This is a genomic window from bacterium (genome assembly GCA_021372515.1).
Taxonomy (GTDB): domain Bacteria; phylum Gemmatimonadota; class Glassbacteria; order GWA2-58-10; family GWA2-58-10; genus JAJFUG01.
This window is the reverse complement of record JAJFUG010000132.1, coordinates 1-20886: the sequence shown is the minus strand read 5'-3', so window position 1 is coordinate 20886 and position 20886 is coordinate 1. Positions and strand designations below refer to the sequence as shown.

Annotated in this window: 13 protein-coding genes; 5 read left to right on the top strand and 8 right to left on the bottom strand. The window is 64.8% G+C overall.

Features of this window, described 5'->3' with window-relative positions:
- Window positions 1-42: 42 nt before the first annotated feature.
- From LLH00_12715 to LLH00_12690, 6 genes are all read right to left on the bottom strand, one after another.
- On the bottom strand, window positions 43-1731 hold the full coding sequence (locus LLH00_12715) for an Ig-like domain-containing protein (GenBank protein MCE5272131.1): 1689 nt from the start codon (window positions 1729-1731) through the stop codon (window positions 43-45).
- A gap of 123 nt (window positions 1732-1854) precedes the next feature.
- A complete protein-coding gene (locus LLH00_12710; GenBank protein ID MCE5272130.1) occupies window positions 1855-4620 on the bottom strand; it encodes a glycoside hydrolase family 38 in 2766 nt (921 codons plus the stop codon).
- Between the two features lie 91 nt (window positions 4621-4711).
- A complete protein-coding gene (locus LLH00_12705; protein ID MCE5272129.1) occupies window positions 4712-5452 on the bottom strand; it encodes an N-formylglutamate amidohydrolase in 741 nt (246 codons plus the stop codon).
- Window positions 5406-6653: a glutamate--cysteine ligase gene (locus tag LLH00_12700; protein ID MCE5272128.1), complete on the bottom strand. Its 1248-nt coding sequence runs from the start codon at window positions 6651-6653 to the stop codon at window positions 5406-5408. Before LLH00_12700 ends, LLH00_12705 begins: the two co-directional genes overlap by 47 nt.
- Window positions 6650-8131 carry a RimK family protein gene (locus LLH00_12695; GenBank protein ID MCE5272127.1) on the bottom strand — a complete coding sequence of 494 codons (1482 nt, stop codon included), beginning with the start codon at window positions 8129-8131 and terminating at the stop codon, window positions 6650-6652. Before LLH00_12695 ends, LLH00_12700 begins: the two co-directional genes overlap by 4 nt.
- Window positions 8132-8863, bottom strand: coding sequence for a peptidase-C39 like family protein (locus LLH00_12690; GenBank protein ID MCE5272126.1), 732 nt, complete (start codon window positions 8861-8863; stop codon window positions 8132-8134).
- A 306-nt stretch (window positions 8864-9169) separates the two neighbouring features.
- Between LLH00_12690 and LLH00_12685 the strand changes: the two genes are divergently transcribed.
- From LLH00_12685 to LLH00_12670, 4 genes are all read left to right on the top strand, one after another.
- Complete coding sequence (locus LLH00_12685; protein MCE5272125.1) at window positions 9170-9538, top strand: hypothetical protein; 369 nt, start codon at window positions 9170-9172, stop codon at window positions 9536-9538.
- A gap of 333 nt (window positions 9539-9871) precedes the next feature.
- The gene (locus LLH00_12680) at window positions 9872-12676 is read left to right on the top strand and encodes a TonB-dependent receptor (protein ID MCE5272124.1); all 2805 of its coding nucleotides are present in this window, start codon (window positions 9872-9874) and stop codon (window positions 12674-12676) included.
- Between the two features lie 73 nt (window positions 12677-12749).
- Entirely contained in the window at window positions 12750-13859 is a 1110-nt protein-coding gene (locus LLH00_12675; protein ID MCE5272123.1) for a phytase, read from the top strand.
- Between the two features lie 110 nt (window positions 13860-13969).
- The gene (locus LLH00_12670; GenBank protein MCE5272122.1) at window positions 13970-15646 is read left to right on the top strand and encodes a hypothetical protein; all 1677 of its coding nucleotides are present in this window, start codon (window positions 13970-13972) and stop codon (window positions 15644-15646) included.
- Between the two features lie 298 nt (window positions 15647-15944).
- Here LLH00_12670 and LLH00_12665 read toward each other — a convergent pair whose 3' ends face one another.
- On the bottom strand, window positions 15945-16610 hold the full coding sequence (locus LLH00_12665; GenBank protein MCE5272121.1) for a phosphoribosyltransferase: 666 nt from the start codon (window positions 16608-16610) through the stop codon (window positions 15945-15947).
- Between the two features lie 37 nt (window positions 16611-16647).
- Window positions 16648-18822 carry a hypothetical protein gene (locus LLH00_12660; protein MCE5272120.1) on the bottom strand — a complete coding sequence of 725 codons (2175 nt, stop codon included), beginning with the start codon at window positions 18820-18822 and terminating at the stop codon, window positions 16648-16650.
- Between the two features lie 228 nt (window positions 18823-19050).
- Between LLH00_12660 and LLH00_12655 the strand changes: the two genes are divergently transcribed.
- Window positions 19051-20886 (top strand): heparinase II/III family protein (locus LLH00_12655; GenBank protein ID MCE5272119.1); only part of this gene is annotated, 1836 nt, incomplete at its 3' end.

The following is a 20886-nucleotide window of genomic DNA, read 5'->3' as shown; positions in this document are numbered from 1 at the left end:
CTTGTTGTTCCAGCAGTAATCCGGAATATTCCACGACAGCATTCACTGGACCGTGACCGGCACGCCCCAGGAGGTGTTGCTCACCCCGTCGTTGTCCGTGCTGCGGGCCGAGATGACATGGCTGCCCGCGGAGGCGCCGCTCCAGTTGAACTCGTAGGGCGGTGAGCTGACCTCGCCCAACTTGGTCTTGTCGGCGAAGAACTCGACCCGCACCACTGAGCCGTCGTTGTCGCTGGCCGCGACCCGGATCGGGATGTCGGCCCCGGCGGCGAAAACGGCCCCGGGCGAGGGCGAGGTGACATCCGAGAACGGCCGGATTCTATAGCGCGAGCCTCGTCCCGAGACCACCATGCTCTCGGCGTCCACCACCTCGAAGTTCGAGCCGTTGATGGTTTTAAGCTGGTCAAGTTCGTTGTCGTTCCATTTGCGGCTAACCCCTCCGGAGAAGAACCAGTCGCCGCCATTGTCGGCCAGGATCATGCCGTATTTCTTGAGCGCCTGGGCGATCACCTGCGACTGGCCGGTTAGGCGGGAGATGTCGTAGCTCTTTTTGAGCCGCACCCGCAGGCCCATGGGCGGAAGGTAGGGGTCGGTGCGGCTGGAGGCATAGTGCGAGGCCGGGTAGACATAGGCCCGCCGGGTGACCTCCACGGTGAAACGGATGGCATGGTTGACCTCCCCTGCGGCCACCTCGTCGTATTGCACCACTCCGGGCAGCATCGGCAGGCCGGCGGCATCCACGCTGGTCCAGGTGTCCGGGCGCTGGGCGTTGGAGTTGAGGTTGAAAATCGCTCCGCAGCCTGCGCTCCAGCCCGGAGGGTTGGGGAAAACGCGGCCCAGTTCGTAGAGCACGCAGTTCGTCGAGTCGAGGATCAGTGAATGCCGGTCGCCAGTGGAGCTTGGCCCGCCCTCGATCAGCACGTCGTCTGGGACTGGATAGGGGCCGGGGTCGCTGTCGTTCGGGTAGGTCACCATTGTAATGGGCACAAGCGGCTGGTCGCCTCCCACCACGTTGTAGGGTATGGCGGACATGTCCGGATGCAGCGGGGCGCTACCGATAGTTCGGATAATGTTGTCCGACAGAGCGTGCACCGGGAAACCCTCGACCGGCTGGTTCCAGGGGTTGTCGGCCGGGAACAGCCGGCAGCCGCCCAGGGTGTGGACATTGGTGTTGCGCAGGTTGAGGAAACGGGTGCCCAGGGTGTCGCCTCCCGAGACCACGGTGAGGAACCCGCCCACGAAACTGTCCGGCGCCACGAACGTGGCGGCGGAGGCCCGCACGGACAGCAACTCGGTCTCGGCCTCGCGCAGGTACAGGCGCAGCGGCGCCGAGCCGTGCAGGTTCTGGAAAGTGAGCGTGACCGTATCGCCGGGCAGGGCGTGGGCCGGGGACACCTCGACCAGGCTGGGCGGGCCCCAGTAGACCGCCTCGGGCGCCAGCACGCCGGCGAGCACCTTGAGCAGGGCCAGCAGGTCGAACACGCCGATTGCGCCGTCCGCCGACTTGTCCACGTTGGCCAGGACACGTTGGCGCTCGGTGGGGGCTGTGGCCCCGCCCAGGATCTTGAGCAGGTCCAGCAGGTCGAACACCCCCAGCACACCGTCGTCGTTGACATCCCCCAGCCAGGAGGCGCCCGCGGGCGGCGCCGCGGCGGCTTGTTTCGCCGCATGTGCGGCCGGGCAGAGGCCAAGCAGAAGGAACAGGATCAGTACAGGAACGGTTTTCCGCACTTATCGGCTCCCGGTCGGGGTGACATGGATAGTGGCTGAATGGTTCTTAATTAAAACCAATTTAGCCCGGCTCACCCTTCAGGTCAAGCTTCCGAATTACAGTCCGCCCGAATTTCACGAAAATCAGCGGCTTTTCAGGACCAGCGTGCAGATACGCTTGCCGGGGAGGTCCACCTGGGCCTTTTCCCCGGCCATATGCACGGCGGCGCGGTTGTCCGGCGCTCCGGCCAGGGTGATACTCTCCGCGCCGGTCAGGCCGGAGCCGGAGGACAGAAGCGCCCGGCAGGCCGCGGCGCGCGGGTTGAAAAAGCGCACCGCCAGGCCTTGCGGCATTTCCTGCACCGCGGTCACCACCACCGGGCCCTCGACAGCGAGGAACGAATGCTCACGCGGCAGTGCGCCGGCCCTCTCGCGCGCCACATAGAGGTCACGCGGCAGGAGGGTGGCGCTGCGCGCCGCGCCGCCGACCCGCTGGCCGAGCAGACAGAGACGTTCCACCGGCACGGGGCCGGAAAGCGGCAGGATATCGTAGCGGAACTCGTGTGGGCCCTGTATCTGTCCGCCAGGGTTGTCGTCGGCGAACACGGCCTTGCGGAAAGAGCGCAACAGGGTCAGGGCCAGGGGGCGCTGCGGGGTGTCGAGCACGGCGCACTCGGGAAGGCCGCGGGCTATCACGGCCAGCCCCGCGGCGCCATCGCCGAACGCGGTCCAGCTTTCGCGCGGGACAGTCTCCACTGCCAGTTCATCGCGGCTGTCGTTGTCCGCGGGCAGGGCCACGGGGCGCTCGACAATGTCGAACGCCGAGTTGGACAGGCTCGCGCCGCCCTTGACCCCGGTGGGAAGGAGCACGCGCAGACGGTGGTCCAGGACGTTGTTCTCCACCCGGGTGCTGACCTCCAGGCGGTCCGCGCCGCGGCGCAGGGTGATGTCGCTGATTATGCGCAAAGCCGCCGTGCGCTCGGAGCGCCGCATGTCGCGGAAATCGAACTCCGCGGGCAGGTTCATGGTTAAATCGATCCGCAGGGTGGAGCGCGCGAACCCGTCCTCCAGCACCGAGATATCCGCCCCGCAGGCGCTGGACAGTTGCACCCGGTCGTTGACCGCCACTCCGTGGAACCAGCCGTCGCCGATATCCGCGCAGTCCTCGAAAGCGAGCAGGCCGCTGTAGGTGCGCCCGCTGCGCTTGTCGGTGACACTGAGCGTGCCGCCCGGCTCGGCCCGGACCAGGAGGAACTCGTTCTCGATGGCGCCGGAGGCGGCCTTGAGGCTGCCCGAGTAGCGCACCGGACCGGGCGCGGGCTCCACGCTCAGCGTGGTGTAGCCGAAAGCCGGAACTTTGAGCTGGCAGCAGACCCGCACCAGGTTCCGGGGGTCCCACTCCGGGCCCTGGTAGCGCTCGCGGCGGAAACCCTCCCGGTTCTGCGCCTGACCGCAGAGCTGCCAGGGAATTACGGCGCCGTCAGGCCCGCGCAGGATGAAAGCGAACTTGCGCTCGTAGCCGAAAAACTCCTCGAACGTGGTGGCCCAGTCGGTGGGCAGACAGATATCCAGATCGACCGGCTCATCCAGGGCCGAGGCGGTGGGGTTGAACACGGCCATGAACAGCGCACTCTCGGGAAGCGGGGTTTTGGGCGCGGCGGCCTCGGCCAGGGACTTGAGCGCCGCGGCGCTCAGGTGGCTCGAGATGCCGAGCGACTGGTCGAAGCGGTAGAGCATGTCCTGGTGGATCTGGTCGATCGAGCAGCCGCACATACTGTCGTGGGGATGGTTCTCGAGCAGTTGTTTCCAGGCCAGACGCAGGTAGTCCGTTGGGTATTCCGCGCCCAGGGCCAGGGCGGCGAAAGCGCTGAACGGCTCGGCCCAGAGCGTGAGCTCATCCTCGCACCGCGCGTTTTTCTGCTTGAGGTGTATGCGGCTGGAGAGCACGCCCGGTATCAGTTTTCCGTCGCGCTGCGTGCGGCAGCTCATGCGCAGCTCACCGGTCACGCTGCGGGTGATCTTGCCGCGCTCGGCCAGCAGGTCGCGCATGTAGTCGGCCGGGGTGGAATGGACCACCCGGATGCCCTCGGCGGCCAGGCGCTCATTGGCGCGGGCCAGGACCGCGGGCATGCGCGGCTCGATCTCGATGTGGTCGCGCCCGTCGTACAGAAGCAGCGTCCCCGTGGCGCTGCGGGCGGACTCGGCGTGGACAAACCGTATCAGGCGCTCCAGGGCGCTGTCGGGGTCGAACGGCGCGCGGCCGAAATCGCGCACCCGGGCCTGGAACGTGGTGTAGCCCTCCGCGCCGAAACGGTAGGTGGGCACGGTGGTGCCATCCGGGGCGCGCCAGTTGAAACAGGCCGTGTCGACCCCCACCGGCGCTCCGCGCCAGACAAAGGCCACCGGGCAGCCCATCTGGTCCAGTATCTGCGGCATCTGGCCGGTGTGGCCGAACTGGTCGTTGACAAAGCCGGGCCAGACAGTGGCAGTGGAGCCAAGCTCGCGGCAGAGGTCAGTCCCGAGCTGAAGGTTCCGCACCAGGGACTCGCCCGAGACCAGCCACTCATCCGGCTCCACGTACCAGGGCCCGGGCAGGAGCCGTCCCTCGCGCACGTAGCGCTCGACCAGCTCGCGCTTCTCGGGCCGCACCTCCAGATAATCGAACACCGGGATTGCCTGGCCGTCGGTCACAAAGTTCCGGAACTGCGGCTCCTTCCCGAACGTGTCGAAAGCCTCATCCAGCAGCGAGACCAGGCGCATGCGGAAACCCTGGAACGGCTCGTACCACTCGCGGTCCCAGTGCGTGCTGGCGATGTAGTGGGCGGTGCGCGCCGGCGGGGTCTGGGCCGGAGCGGCGAGAGCAACGATGAGGATCAGGCTGAACAGGCAGAGCGAGAGGCGCGTTTGCATTACGGTCCTCCGGGAGCGGGGAAACGTGGGTGGAAAAGCGCATTTTCTATCGTATAGACGGGCAATGTCTGCGAGGAGCAGTCTGCGCGGATCAGTCTTTCAGCGCGGCGGCCACAGAAAAGATAAGGCTGTCCCCGATTTGCCGCCAGGGCGCTTTACGGCCGGTCAGAAGCGACTGGTTCAGCTCGATCTCGATCCCGGCGTAGCGCTCGGGGAACAGCCGCCGCAGCGCCGTGACATGGCCGTCCGACACGCCGCGGTAGGGGTAGTTGAAGCGCACGCGCAACTCCGGCAGGGCGGCGGCAAGAGTGGCCTTGAGCTTGCGGCAGAAAGCTTTCTCCGCCGCGCGGCGCGGGTCGTAGAGCAGCCCCAGGCCGGCGTTGCGGACCACGCCCTCCAGAGCCGGGGTGAAACTGTGCACGGACAGGTGCAGCACCTGCTGCCCGCGTTCCAGCGCGGCTCGGATTTCAGACTCCACCGCGTTGCGGAAGGGCAGATAATGCTTATCTATCAGGCTCTTTTTCTGTGATGGTCCAAGAGCGCTGGTCCGGTCGGAGAAAAGGCGCGGGTGGTGCAGGCTGCGGTTGAGGTCCACCAGCAGGCGAGTGTTGGTGGAATAGAACAGCGGGGCGCCCAGGGCCGCGGCCAGCTCACGGGCGAGCGCGAGCGCGCCCGGGTCCCAGCCGCGGTGGCTTGCCAGCAATTCACCGCAGCCGGCAAACAGGGCGGCCCAGGACCGGGGCACGGAGTTGCCGCCGTGCTCGCAGGTGATTATAACAGCGGTCTCAGGGCAGGAACATTGCGCCGTGGTCGAGGCAGCGGCAGAGCTCAAGGTAGACCTCTTTGAGACGCTCGCGGCGGCAGTCGCCGTCCAGGGCGGCCAGGATGCGCCCGGACAGGCAGCCGCGCCGGAGCAGGACTTCCAGCGGCTTCTCCCAGGCCGGGTCGTGCTCGAAGCCCGGTAGGCAGAGCGCGGCCAGGTGGTTCCAGAACTCCAGGGCGGTCACCGGCCTATCCGGATTCAACCCGAACAGGGCCAGGTAGCCGCGGTCCGCGATCCGGGCGGCGTGTCCATCACGGATCACCTCGCGGAAAAGCGTGGCCAGGGGCTCCACCTCCCAGCGTTTCTGAGCCTCTGGGTCGATCCAGTCTTCCATGGAAAGCTTTTTCAGGACAGCACAGATCAGCGCGGCCGCGGCCAGGTCGGCCGGGGGGCACTCCTGGAGGTCGAGGACGCGTATCTCGATTGAGCCGCGGTCGAAACGGGCGATGGCCCCGCGGGAGTTGAGGAACTCTTTCTTGAGTATGCCCGCCGGGTCGAACGGGGCGATCTGGGCCAGCATGGGCTGGTAGATACGGCTTTCGTATTCCGCCTCGGAGAACGCGGCCTCGGGCACGATTTGCCCGGCCACGGCGGGAAGGCGCTCGGAGTTGTGGCAGTAGACCTCCATGCGCGAGTCGAGCCAGCCGGTGGGGCGGCTGTCCAAGAGAGGCGAGCTGGCGGTCAGGGCCGGCATAACGGGCAGCAGAAGCCGGATGGCGGCGTGCAGGCGGCCGAATTCGTTATCCCCGCTGAACGGCAGGTTGATGTGCATGCTCTGCAGGTTCGACCAGCCGTGGCCCTTGCAGCCGAAAATGCGGTCGTAGGTCTGGTAGACCTCGCTGTACTCGTGGGGCCAGAGACGGGTCTGGGTGTGGGGGTCCATCCAGGGATGGGCCGCGCCGGGCATCAGGCGCGCGCCGAGCGGCGCGGCGAGTTCGGACGCGCGGGCCACGTTGCGCCCGAAAGCCCCGGCCAGGCCGGAAAGCGCCGGGGCCGGGCCGGCGGTCTTGAACTCCAGCACGTGCAGCACCAGCTCGTTGGACCAGTCGATCCGCTCCAGGCCCTCGGCATCACCGGCCAGCTCACCGGCCTGGGCGGCCAGGAGCTTATCGGCGACGGGCAGGACCTCCAGGCTGTCCCGCCCGACCAGCATGTATTCCAGCTCGACCCCGAAAGCCTGGAACAGGTGGATGGGGCTCGCGTCGCTCAAACCGTGGCGCTCCCCTGCTTGCGGGTTTCGAGGCGGCGGAGGAAGACCTCCATGATCCGGATGTAGAGCTCCTCGTCCAGCACCTCGTCCTCCACCCCGGCATCGATATTGGGATTGTCGTTGACCTCGATCACGTAGACTTTGTTGCCGATCTGCTTGAGGTCCACCCCGTAGAGGCCGTCGCCGATAAGGTTGGCCGCCTTGAGCGCGGTGCGGACCACGCCCTTGGGCACCTTGCCCATCGGCAGGGTGTCGAAGCGCCCGTAGACATCGTTGCCGCTCTTGTCCTTGCCCACGATCTTCCAGTGCTTGTGGGCCATGTAGTAGCGGCAGGCAAACAGGGGCCGCCGGTCGAGGATGCCGATTCTCCAGTCGAAATCGGTGGGCAGGACCTCCTGGGCGATCACCAGCTCGCTTTTTTTGATCAGGGCGCGGGCCTCGCGCAGAAGGCTTTCGCGGTCGGAGGCCATCACCACGCCCTGGCTGAACGAGCTGTCGGGCTGCTTGAGGATGCAGGGCAGGCTGAACTCCTCCAGGAGCTGATCGTAGTTCTTGCTGTGCACGATCAGGGTCTTGGGCGTGGGCACACGGTAGCGGCTGAGCAGCTCGGCCAGGTAGACCTTGTTCGAGCAGCGCAGGATCGACTCGGGGTCGTCGATCACAACCAGGCCCCCGGCCACGGCCTTGCGGGCGATGCGGTAGGTGTGGTGGTCGACGTTGGTGGTCTCGCGGATGAACAGGGCGTCGAACTCGGAGAGCCGGTTGGAGTCATCGCGGGTGATCAGCTCCACGCTCATCTCCAGCGATTCGGCGGCCTTGATGAATTTCTTGATCGCTTTCTGGTTGGAGGGCGGGCGCTTTTCCTGCGGGTCCTGCAGGATCGCCATCTCGTAGCGCGCCACCGGGCGCTTGGGGATGACCAGTTTCTTGCCGCCGAAGAACTCGCTGAACACCTGCTCGGCGAATTCGCGCTCCTCCAAGGGGATTTCCTTGACTCCCAGAGGACTGACATTGACCAGCTGCCACTGCTGGGCGATGAAACTGAAATCGGCGCGCAGGAACGGCGTGGGGAAATACTTGAACAGCTTGGAGCTGAGCTGTTCGAACCGCTTGTCCGGCGAGCGGCCGAAATAGATGTTGACCGAGGTTTTCCTGGCCTCGCCGACATCGCAGCCGGCCAGGGTTTTCTGGATCAGCTCGTCCATCTCGTCCGAGGCGAGGCGGATGATGCCGACCGATTTCATGTCCTGAATGGTGGTGACGCTGGGCACGGGCTTGTGGCCGCGGGCCTCGGCCAGCAGCGAGACATAGTAGCCGATGGATTGGTAACGGTAACTCTGGCAGATGTTGAAGACCTTGTCGCCCTTGAGTACGGAGTAGAATTCATCGGCCAGGTAGGAGCGCGCCGCCACCGGGCCGATCCCGTCCACCCTGAGTGGGAAATCCTCGGGGTTTTCGATCACTACTATAACCGACACTTAATGCCTCCCTCGCCTTTGCCTGCTCGGGGTGATCACCAGCAGGTTGGCGTCGAATGTCAGGATGCCCAGCATGATCGAGCAGATGAGGTGGTTAAGTTCGACCTCGTAAATCTGCGTGTCGCTCACCGGGTTGGGCATCAACGGGTCCGCCACGCGCGCGGTTTTTTCTTCCATGTTGTAGCCGCAAAGCACCACGAAATGCCCGACCGGCACCCCGCGGATATCGTCGTAGATCATCCGGTTGCCCTGCTCGATCTCGCGGGCCGTGCGGTAGAGATAGGTCGAGCACAGGCCGGTGAGGATCGGGGTGTCGTGCTTGAGCAGTCGCCGGATGAGCGAGGGCTTGAGGTCCTCGAAAGTGATCCGTCCGCCCAAGCCCAGGAAACGCAGGTAGGCCTCGGAGGCGAAACGGATTTTCTTGCCGCTCTTGTGCTTGATCTGCTCGTTCAGCTTGGCGCTCAGATCGACTTGCGCCGCGGACCTGAACCAGGTGGGGTCGAACACCTTAACGTCGTACGTGTACAGCGTGGCGTCATAGCCGTTCTCCAGTGCGTGCAGCCCCAGCAGCACGGCCAGCGTCCCGCCGTCAGCCAGCTTGGGCACCTCGCGGATGACCTGCATGAGGTTGCGCTCGTCCTCGTAGTAATTGTATACGGCATGCAGGCAGGTCGGGCCGCAGGTGATGTCATCCGGCTGGGGCAGTATCTCCATGTGAATTGTGTTCTGCATATCGGTTGTCCGTGAAGTTGAATACAGGCCGAGGAAAGCACACCGTTAAATATAAGCGAGAACTGGCCGTGGGAGGAAATTTTTCGGGCAAAAAGGGAGGCAGGCGAGGCAAAGGAGGCGGCCTTTACGTCCAGATGCCCGACGGGCGCGCCTCCGGGGCGGTCGGACGCCGCGCGGGGCCCGGCCCGCTGCGACGGCGGCCCGCCAAGCCGTTAGAGAGCGGGGTTTAGAGCCTCTATTCTATTGCAAATACGGGCGCGGTGGAATAAAATCCATTCGAACCCGTGACCCCAAAAAGGAGAAAACATGCATTCCACCCGGACAGACCTCAAGTATGCCCTGGCGTTCCTGCTCCTTCTGACCGCCGGCTGCGTGAACGCCCAGTTCAATCCCGCGCCCGGAGCACCGAGCTACCCCGCCACAAGAAACGTGATGGTTCTCAAGGGCATCCCCGAGAAGCCCTACATCGAGCTGGGCGAGATAACCGCCCGGGGCCAGGACGAGCACAGGATGCTGGAGCGCATCCGCAAGCAGGCGATGGAAGTGGGCGCGGAGGCGATCATCCTCACCCCGACCCAGACCCGGACCAGCGGCATCAAGGAGCAGCACCAGGGCCAGTTCGCCACCACCGAGGTGCTGATGCGGGCCATCGCGATCCGGTTCAAGGCGAATTGAACGGCAGGGGGAGATGAGAAATCTGCCGGCAGAGAGGCAGGTTGAAGCGCAAGAGGAAAACGGAATATATGCCTTTTCAGCCGGAATCAAGTTCCGGGCTGTATCTGTTAACGTATAAAAACTAAATAGATTCCCCGCCTCGTGTACCCGCGTGCCAGGCTCTCCGCATAACTGTGCCTGTAGAAATTCTAATGTTCAGCAAATTTGAGTGCAACATACGGCCGTTAACTTGCCTCCGTGTGGTCGGGTATTCCGCAGAACTTCGGTACGTGCGACTGTTCGTTCGTTCCGGAAGGGATGCGGATTGATTTATAACCATATCCCGGAGGCGAAATGCGCAGTGTCGAGTCTGGTTTGCGGCGCTTTGTCGGCGTCGCGTTGTGCCTGTTCCTGGTTCTGCCCGCGGCTGTGATGGCCCAGGGGTCGGATGTGGCGCTCAAGAGCGGCCGCGGGGTGATCGCGGGCCGGGTGGTCGGCGAAAGCGGCGCCCCCCTGCCCAGCGCCCAGGTGTTCGTGGAGGGGACCTCCTACGGCGCGGTGGCCGACCTTCAGGGCTACTACCGTGTCAGCAACGTCCCGGCCGGCAACTACAAGCTGGTTGTGACCTATGTGGGCTACGACCGGGAGAGCCGCGAGATCACCGTGGGCGCGGGCAGCACCTCGGCCCAGAATTATCAGCTCAAGTCGATAGTGATCGAGGGTGAGAGCATCGTGATCGAGGGCGGGCTGCGTCACGGCCAGGCCGAGGCCCTGACCCGCCAGAAGAGCGCCGACAACATCAAGAACGTGGCGGCCGAGGACCTGATCGAGGCGTTCCCGGACCCGAACACGGCCGAGGCTTTGCAGCGCATTCCCGGCGTCTCGATCGAGCGCGACCAGGGTGAGGGACGCTACGTGCTGATCCGCGGCATGGAGGCCCGGCTGAACGCCATGACCGTGAACGGCGAGCGCCTGCCATCGCCCGAGGGCGATATCCGCACCGTGGCGCTGGATGTGATCCCGGCGGACGTGCTCTCCAGCATCGAGGTGATCAAGGCCATCACCCCGGACATGGACGCCGACGCGATCGGCGGCTCGGTCAACCTGATCACCAAGAGCGCCATGGACTACGACAAGCCGGTGGTCAAGGGCAGTTTCTCCGGCGGCTACAACTCGATAGTCGAGGACGGCATCTACAAAGCCGGCATCACCCTGGGCAACCGTTTCGGCGCGGAAAAGAAACTGGGCCTGCTGGTCAGCACGGATTACTACAAGTCGAACAAGGGCTCGGACAACAACGAGCTCGCCTACAGCGTCGAGAATTTCGGCGGACCGGACGTGAAGGTGCTGGAGGACTACCAGCTCCGCGACTACGTTATCACCCGCGAGCGCTTCGGGATCAGCTCCACCCTGGATTTCCGTCCCGATGACCGCTCGAGCTATTCGGTGCGCGGCTTCTTCAACGACTTCGACGACACCGAGAACCGCCGCCGCCTGCGCTACCGCCCGGGCAAGGGCGATATCGAGAGCGCCACCAGCGCCACCGGCGCCACGGTGGAGCGCGAGCTGAAGGACCGTTTCGAGCAGCAGCGTATCGTGGGTGTGATCGGCAGCGGCCAGCACAAGCTGGACAAGGTGAATGTGGACTACCAGCTCTCCTGGACCTGGGCCCAGGAAAAGGAGCCGGGTAGTTTCTACAGCACCTTCCGCCAGAAGAAAGTCAACCTGGACTGGAGCGTGGCCGACCCGGATTTCCCGGTGTTCAACGTGACCAACGGCAAGAACCTGTTCGACAACGAGGACTGGGATTTCAGCTCATTCTCGCACGAGCACAACGCCACCCGCGACCGGGACATCACGGGCAAGCTGGACCTGGAGCACCCGTTCAGCTTCGACGGCGGCACGGGCTCGCTCAAGTACGGGTTCAAGGTGCGCAACAAGGACAAGAACCGGGTCAACGACGTGCGCTACTACGACTGGGCCGGGGATGAGGATTTCACCCTGGCCATGGTGGCGAGCGGTTTCGAGGGCAAGGATTTCCTGGACGGCCGCTACACTCTGGGCAAATTCCAGGGCCCCAAGGAAGTGCGCAGTTTCTTCGGCCGGAACTACGGCAGCTTCGAGTACCTGCCCAGCGATTCCCGTCTGGACACCGATCCCTCCAATTACGAGGCGACCGAGAACATCTATGCCGGCTACGCCCAGTCGCGGCTGAACTGGGGCCCGAGCATGCTGCTGTTCGGCCTGCGCGTGGAGCGCACCAACATCGATTACACGGGCTACGACGTGGAGACCAACGAGGACGGGGACTACCTGAGCACCACCCGTCTGAACAACACCAACAACTACACGAACCTGTTCCCGATGGTGCACTACCGCTACAAATTTGACGAGAACACCAATTTCCGCGCCTCGTTCACCACATCGCTGGCCCGGCCGGACTACTATTCCCTGGTGCCATACCGGATCAACAACGTGAGCGACACCGAGATGGAGATGGGCAACCCCGCGCTCAAGCCGACACAGGCGATCAATTTCGACCTGATGCTGGAGCACTACCTTCGGCCGATGGGCGTGGTCTCGGGCGGGTTTTTCTACAAGGACCTCAAAGACTACATATACAGCAGCGTCTACACGCAGCGCGGCGGAGATTTCGACGGGTACAAGATCTATCAGCCGCTCAACGGCGACAACGCCACGCTCTGGGGTTTCGAGCTGAACCTTCAGCACCAGCTCACGTTCCTGCCCGGGGCGCTCAACGGCCTGGGCCTGTACGCCAACTACACCTACACCGACTCCAAGGCCAAATTCCCCGGCCGCACCGGGAACGACGCCAGCCTGCCGGGCCAGGCCAAGCACATCGCCAATTTTTCGCTCAGCTACGAGAAATACGGGTTCGCCGGCCGCATCTCGATGAACATGCACGGCAAGTACATCTCCGAGGTGGGCGAAAGCAGCGATTTCGACCGCTACTACGACAACCACACGCAGTGGGACATCTCGCTCAGCCAGAAGATACATCCTAAGATATCGCTCTACATGGACATGCTGAACCTGGGCAACGAGCCGCTGCGCTACTACGAGGGTGTCACCGCGCACCCGGTGCAGCAGGAGTTCTACCGCTGGTGGGGTGACGCGGGCGTGAAGTTCGAGCTGTAATCCGGCAGCGGACGACTGTCATCGGCCGTGTCCCGCGCGGGGCACGGCCGGTCCATTAACAAGGAGCTTGCCGATGAAAAAGTATCTGAGCTTTTTATACCTGCTTCTGACCGTGGCGTTGTTCGTGCGTTGCGGCGGCGCGGCGCAGCCGCAGGGCGCCGGCGCTCAGGCGGCGGCTGCCGATTCCTCTGCCGCCACGGCCAGGAAAGTGCTGGCCGAAAGCTGGATCAGCCCCTGCACGCCGGGCGACAACATCGACTCGCCGGCCCTGTGGCGCGCCCCGGACGGCGCGGACTGGGTGATCTGCACGGCCAAGAGCACGGATGAGCTGGTGGTGTACAACGGGGCCGACGGCCGCGAACTGCGGCGCGTGGGCGCCCCCGGCGAGGCCCCGGGCCGGATGCGCCGCCCCAACGGCGTGGCGGTGATCGATGACCTGTGCGTGGTGGTGGAACGCGACAACCACCGCGTGCAGGTGTTCGGTCTGCCGGCGTTCAACCCGCTGGGCACGTTCGGCGCGGCCGAGCTGATAAAGCCCTACGGGCTGTACGTGCTGCCCGCCGCCTCCGGCGGCTACCGTCTGTACGTGACCGACAACTACGAGACCGCCGAGGGGAACACCCCGCCTGACTCGGCCCTGGGGGCGCGGGTGAAGCTCTTCAGCCTGCGCGTGGAGAGCGGGGCTGTCAAGGCGAACCTGGAAAAGTTTTTTGGTGAAACCAATGGCTTGGGCGTTCTGCACGTGGTGGAATCGATCTGCGCCGACCCGTCCTCCGGGGTGCTGCTGGTGGCGGATGAGGATGCAATTTACAACGATATCAAGGTTTACGACCTGGAGGGAAATTTCAGCGGGCGGGTGATCGGCCACGGCCTGTTCCGTTACCAGCCCGAGGGGATCGCCCTGTACGAGAGCCCGGACGGCGGCGGCTACTGGGTGATGACCGACCAGGACATGCAGAACAACACTTTTCACGTGTTCGGGCGCAAGGATTTCAAATTCCTGGGCTCGTTCGGCGGCGAGGTGACAGCCAACACCGACGGCATAGCGGTGACCAGCCGGGCTTTCGGCCCGTTCGCCGCCGGGGCGCTGATCGCCGTGCACAACGATTGCGGCTGCGCGGCTTTCGACTGGAACGAGATTGTCAAAGCCTTGGGATTGGGGATGCAGTCGCAGGGGAATTGAGGCGGTAAACAGTTCGAGGTCAAAGCCTTGTCAAGGGCGGGGAATATGCTTATATTCCCCGCTTGTTTTTTGTTTTTCCTCAAAACCAAATCCTCTGCGCCGAGGTCCCCGTGTCGATAATCGATTATTCGCTTGTGATCCTCTTCTTTATCGGTCTGATCAGCATGGGGTTTTACTTCAACAAGTGGGTCGGCGGAGCCGAGGACCACTTTCTGGCCGGACGTCAGTTGCCGCCCTTCATCCTGGCCGCGGTGGTGGCCGCCACCAACATCAACCTTTACAACTACGTGGGTTACGCCGGGATCGCTTACAAGACCGGTGTCTCCATCGTCTGGCAGGAGTGGACCGGCCTGATGTGCATGGTCACGGTGGGCATGTTCATCCATCCCCTGCTCTGGCGGCTCAAGATCAGCACCGTCCCGGAATTCCTGGAACTTCGCTTCAACAAACCTCTGCGGGCGGTGATGGGTGTATTCATGATCTTGCGCGGCGCTTTCTGGATGGGCGTGATCCTCTACCTCTCGGTGACCATCGCCATCGGAGTGACCGGAATCGACAACCGCGAACTGTGGGTGTTCATTTTCAGCGTCATCACCCTGTTCGTCATCGCCTTCACCGCCATGGGCGGAGCCTGGTCCGTGGCCATGACCGATGTCTCCCAGTTCATGCTTCTGCTCCTGGGCACCTTGATCATCATCCCCATAGTCATGCCCAGCGTGGGCTGGGTGCCGGGACTGCGCCAGGTGCTGGCCCCCGAGACTTTCAACCTGATGCCGCAGCACGGTGATTACAACTGGGCCTTTGTCCTGGCCATCTGGCTGCTGGGCATCCAGTACTGCAGCACCAACAACGACCTGGTGGTCCGCGCCCTGGGCGCCTCCTCCCCGCGCACCTCGGCCATCGGCTGGGTGCTCTCCGGCGCGGTGATGGTGCCGTTTGCCTACCTGATCGTCCTGCCCGGCCTGGCTGCGACCCAGATCCTCCCCGGTCTGACCGGCCCGGCGGTGGACAGCGCCCTGCCCATACTGCTGCAAAAGTACATGCCCACCGGCCTGTTGGGCATAGTGCTCTGCGGGTTCATGGCCTCCAACATGTCCACCATAACCGGCAGCCTCAACGCCAACTCGGTCATCGCCGCCAAAGACCTCTACCAGAGCCTGATCAACAAGGACGCCACCAGCCGCCAGCTGCTCGTTTTCGCCCGCTGGGCCACGGTGGTCATCGGCGGGATGATGATCGCCTTCTGCTACCTGGTGCCCCGCATCGGCTCGGCGGTGGAAGCCTATCTGACCGTAGTCAGCATGGTGGACATGCCCAGCTTCGTCATTTTCATCATCTGCGGCCTGTTCATCCGCCGGGTGAACTCCTTCGGCGCCGTGGGCGGCTTCGCCTGCGGCATCGGCGCCGGGGCGTACTGCCAGATCGAACACTGGGCGCCCTTGACCGGCCTGCCCTTCGCCGACACCACCCTGATCTCCTCGGCGGCGACTCTGGTGGCCGCGGTCGCGCTCTCCCTCGTCACCAAACCCGCCCCGGCTGCCAAGCTGGAGCGCGTGCATTCCGCTTTCCGTCCCTCGGAGCAGGAAGCCACCGACGACAAATTCTTCCATCTCTGGCCTGTCTCACCCAAGGGCCGTTTCTGGATGACCGTGCATCTGTTGGGCCTGGCCCTGTTCTTCCTGGGCATCGGCCTGGGCGCTTTCGCCGTGCCGCATGCCGGGGCCGTCTCGGCGATAGGCATGATCATCTTCCTCATAGGCGCGATCCTGCGCCTGCTGTACGACTGAGGCGGGTTTTTACAAGACGGAACTGGTTACACAGCTACGAAATCTGCAGGGGCACGGCGCGCCGTGCCCCTGCGTTTTTACCCCCCTGGAGTTCTCTTTTTCCGTACGAATTTATAATCTGCCGGCAGGAAGGTCGGCGTCGGCCGCCCCCTTTTCCAAAGGGGAATTGAGGGGGATTTGATAAAAAAGGGCGACATATATGTCGCCCCTACGACAGATGTGGACTATACTGGACAGGCGACCGGCCGTCCGCCCCGGCGCTTGTACCCGAATTTATTTTGATTCAAGCCCTTCCGTCTCACTCCACCCGGCGCGCCAGGGCCAGCACGGCCACCGCGCCCGCTCCGGCCTCGCGCAGGGCGCGCACGCACTCGCGGACCGTGGCCCCGCTGGCCAGGATGTCATCCAGCAGAAGCACGGGGCAACCGTTCAACTCGCGGCGGCAGAGGATGCCGCGGTGGATCACCTCCTCGCGGCAGCTCAGGGCCACGCTCTTGAGGGGCGGGATCTCGCTGCGGAAAGCCAGCAGCCCCTGCTCCAGGCGGAAACAGCCCGGAGCGCAGGCGCCCTCCAGAATGCAGCCGACCGCGTGCGCCAGCCCGCTCAGGTGGTAGTCCGCGGGGGGCTGATTGAGCTTGGGCGGCACGATGGCCCCCAGGCTCAGGTTATCGCCCAGCGGCCCGGCCAGGATCGCGACGGCCAGGCAACGGGCGAAGAAAATCATATTGTGGCGTGCCCCGTCCCCGGCCCGCCCGAACCGTCCCTTGTTGTCCTTGAACTCCATCAGCGCCCGCGAATAGGAGTGCTCCAGGCGCCCGCAACGGTACTCGCCCAGGCAGAGCAGGCAGTCCGCGCCCAGGCCGGCAGCATCGGCCTCAAGCTCCCAGGCTTCGTCCCGTGCCAGGGCGAGGGCCTGCTCCAGGCTGTCCATCCCCGCATCGAGACACCTTTCACCGAATCGCATTTCCGTTCGCCTTTCCGATATTTTGCCTGACAAAGCCCTATTCGCTCTTAAGCGGCTCGATAGTCTCCTCGGCCGCCTCGCCGATCTTGATCCGCGCGGTGAGCGGCCCGCTCTGCGCGAACAGCACCCGCACTTTCCGCCCGCCGGCGTCGATCTGCGCCCCCAGGCCGTCCGGCTCCTGGATCAGCTCCACGTCCGACATCCGGCTGTCGGCCTCCTCGCCCAGCTCGAACACGTGCAGGAAGAAGTTGCGCTTCGACCCCTGCGGGGCCTCCACCTCCAGGCGCCAGGGGACAATGGGCGGCCGCAGGCTGTTCTTGTTGACATGGTTGTACTGGGCCGTGGGCTCGTAGGGATGGCCCCAGTGGGTGTAGCCCTCGCCGCCGCGCTTGGTGATCCGGGCGCGGTACGGCAGCAGGGTCTTGAGGAAGACCCTGCACTTGCCGCTGGAGAGCGTGCCCTCCTCGCCGGCCGGGTCGCTGAGCCAGGTGGAGACCGCCGCGCTGTCGTAGTTGAACACGTGCTGCGGCACCAGGGGGACTTCGTGACCGTCGACCTTAGGCTCGGTCGGCACATGCAGGAACCAGATCTTGGGGAAATCGGGACGGGTGGACTCGACCCGGTCGAACACCACGAAGAACTCGCGCGGCCCGCGCAGGAAAAGGAACTGGCGCGTGACCTCGGCGGCCTTGCTCCTGGAATATCCCAGGCTGATATCGCCGGCGGCATAGGTGTAGCGGTCGTTGTGGCTGTAGGCCACGATTTTCCCACGGTCATCCCGCTGGTGGCTGGAATAGACCCAGCGGATCAGGCCGCCGTCGTTCTCGTTCTTGATCCCGTCCTGCTCCCCGGGGCCCGGGTCGGTGCGGCGGAATTTTTCATCCGGGTCGTAGATGGTCACGATGTTGTAGGCCAGGGAGCCGCCGATGTAGTAGTCCCCGTCGTTGTGCCCCTGCCCCCCGGCGCGCAGGGCGATCCAGCCTTTCTTGGCGATGAGGAACGCGCCCTCGTCATCCCGCGAGTGCCCCTCGAACTTGGGCCCAACCCCGAAAAAGGCCCAGGCGGCGTTGGGGTCATCCCAGGCCGAGCGCATGTAGACATGGCCCGCGCCCTTGAACCACGCCGCGGTGGGATAGCCCGCGGCAGCGGGCGATTTGCCCTCTATGGAAGGATCGTAGAACAGGAAACGGTCCCAGGGCAGACGGTTCCACTTTTCGCGCCAGGCCTGGTCGCAGATGAAATTCGCCACCGGGTCGTGATAGCGGGCGGCGAGCAGGGGCGCGATCCGGGCGTAGTCGCGCAGCTTGTCGGCCCCGTTGTCGTCGATCCAGGCGGTATGGTCGGCGAAAGGGACCACCAGGTTCACGGCCCAGCGGGTCATGCCGGGCAGGTAGCTGGTGGGGGCGCAGGCGGCGAAAAGGTCCTGGCCGGTGGCGGTGCGCCAGGCCTCGAAGGACCAGGGGATCACTTCGAGGGGGCCGTAGCCGCCGTGGCCCATGCTTTCGGACCAGACCTCGCCCATTTCATCGAAAGCCGGGATGCACTCGGTGGGCACGCGCGCGGCCCAGGAGTCGAGGAAGCGCTTGCAGTCCGGCTGCACGGCGGTGCCCGCGCCCTCCAGGGCCAGGGCCACCATCAGCTTGGGCGTGATCCCGTCCCGGGTGTTGGGCGTGTTGAGGTGCGCCGGCCCCCAGGTCTGGTTGTAGAGCCAGCCGCCGTTGTTGAGCGTTATCTCGGGGGTTTCACTCCAGTAGCGCAGCCACTTGCCCAGACAGTCGCCGTAGAGCTTGCGCTCGGCGGGCGTGAGGCCGTCGTAGACCCAGTCGAACACGATCCCGTGCCAGCCGAAATAGCCATCCCCGTCCAGGTCCAGCACGCTGCCGTCACCCCAGTACTTGCGCGCCACCTCCACGTACTGGGAGCACTCGTGGCCGAGCTGGCGCTCGACCAGGTAGCAGATACCGGCGCAGACCAGTCGCATGGGCGGGCGGAAACGGCTGCGGGTGCGCTCCACTCCGCCTGCCACCGCGCTGTCGGCCTGGGCCTTGACCGCGGCGTACTCCGCTGAGAGCACGCCCTGGGAACGCTGGGCCAGGCCGGGCAGGCTCGCGGAGGTGATGAAAATGCGCGGGTGCGGGGCCAGCTCGTAGCCCGACGCGCTGGAAACGGCTATGGTGGCAAGGAACAGCAGGACTGCAAGGAACCTTTTCATCGGGGTGTCTCCGGTTGAGGACTTTCAGTCCCGGTACAGGCAGGGCCGGCTTTGCCGGGCAGTAATGGGGACTCAATTTTCAAGATAAGCACTTGCCGCCAAATATGCACCTTCTCCGGCTGCGCGGGAAGAAAATTGGCACTGGCGCCGCGGGCCGGGCGGGGTTAAAATACAGCTTTCCGCATAACGAATGTAATTACTTGCATCGGCGCCGGCGGGAGAGGACGGATGAGATACAGCTCGGTCAAGTGTCTGCTGATCGGCCTGGCGCTGATTGCACTGTGCGGCGCCTGCCACCGGACTCCCCCCAAGTATCCCGCCCATCCCCGCCTGATCCTGAGCGGCCCGTTCCTGGAGGAGACCCGCGAGCGCTGCGCGGGCAGCCGCAAGGCGCTCTGCGACAGCCTGACGGCGGCAGTGCGCGACCGGCTGGAAATCCCGATCGAGAACCTCGAACAACGCACTGCCGGCGAGCTGGCCGAGAAATGCGCTTTCCTCTACTTAGCCGCCGGGGACACCACAATGTATGCCCCGGGCGCGGCATGCCTGGAGCGCGCCCTGGAGCGCTGGGTCGAGCTGGAGGACAGCGAGAGCGGCGGATTCTGGGAGACAGTGGAGCTGCGCCGCCGCTGCGCGTTCGCCTACGACTGGCTCTGGCCGGGGATGAGCGACAACCTTCGCCTGGCGTTCGGCGAACGGATCGTGCAGGCTGGCAATCTGGCCTGGCAGAAACGCTATTTCACCCCCTACGGCGGCGGAGGCTACGGCACGCTGGACCCGGTGTTCTGGCCCGCGGTGAGCCTGGCCGAAAGCGGGGTCAACGACAGCCTGGCCGCGCGCTGGATGGCCTGGAGCGACAGTTGCATCCACCAGTGGCGCGCCATGCAGGACCAGGTGGCAGGCGATGACGGCGGCATGTACTCCGGGATGGCCTACGCCGCCTACAACTACGTGCGCACCCCGATCTTTGATTTCGAGGTCTGGAAAAGCCTGACCGGCGAGGACCTGGCCGAGAACAACGCCTACCTGAGCCTGTTCCCCCTCTGGTGGCTGTATTCGACCAAGCCCAACGGCGAGTGGCTGCGGATCGACGACGCAGGGAGCGTGGCGGGCGAGATCGCACCCTGGCATTTCAAGTACCTGGCCTCGCGCTACCGCGACCCGCTGGCCCTGTGGTACCTTCAGAACCGCGCCGAGAAGTCCGTATCGACAGTCTGGGACGTGCTCTGGGACCCGGGCGACCTGGGCCTGAGCCCTGCCGGACCCGACAGCTCCTGGCCCCTGGCCCGTCATTTCGAGGGCCTGGGCTGGGTAGTGATGCGTAGCGGCTGGGACAGCCTGGCCGTGCACGCGGTGTTCGACTGCGGCGATTTCTACTACGGGCACCAGCACCCGGCCGAGGGCGGGTTCGTGATTTTCCGCAACGGCAGCCTGGCGATCAACTCGGGCCGCTACGAATGGGGCTCGGAGCACCGTCCCAATTACATGGCCCGCACAATCGCCAGCAACACGATGCTGATCTACGACGAGGACGAGAAATTTGTCACCGCCGGGGGGGATGAGGAGGCGAACAATGGGCCGGACGGCCGCGAGCTCAGCAACGACGGGGGCCAGCGCTGGCCCAAGCCCGAGCGCACCGCCCTGGGGGATGCCCGTGGAACGGAATGGGACACCGGCGACATCACGGCTTTCGAGACCAACCGCTGGTACAGCTATGTCTGCGGGGACGCCGCCCGGGCCTACAGCCCCCACAAGCTGAAATCGTTCACCCGCCAGTTCCTGCACCTCCAGCCGGACCTGTTCCTGGTCTACGACCGGGTGGAGTCGACCCGGCCGGAGTACCGCAAGTACTGGCTCCTGCACACGGTCAACGAGCCCTGGGTGCGACGCCGCGAGGCCACGGCCCGCGAGCGCGGCGGGCGGCTGCTGTTGCGCTCGGTGTTCCCGCAGGATGCCAAGCTGAACAAGCTGGGGGGCCGGGGCAACGAGTTCGTGGTGTTCGGCCGCAACTACCCGCCGGCGCTGACCCACTACAGTGCCGGGCCGGGCGAGCAGTGGGGCGGC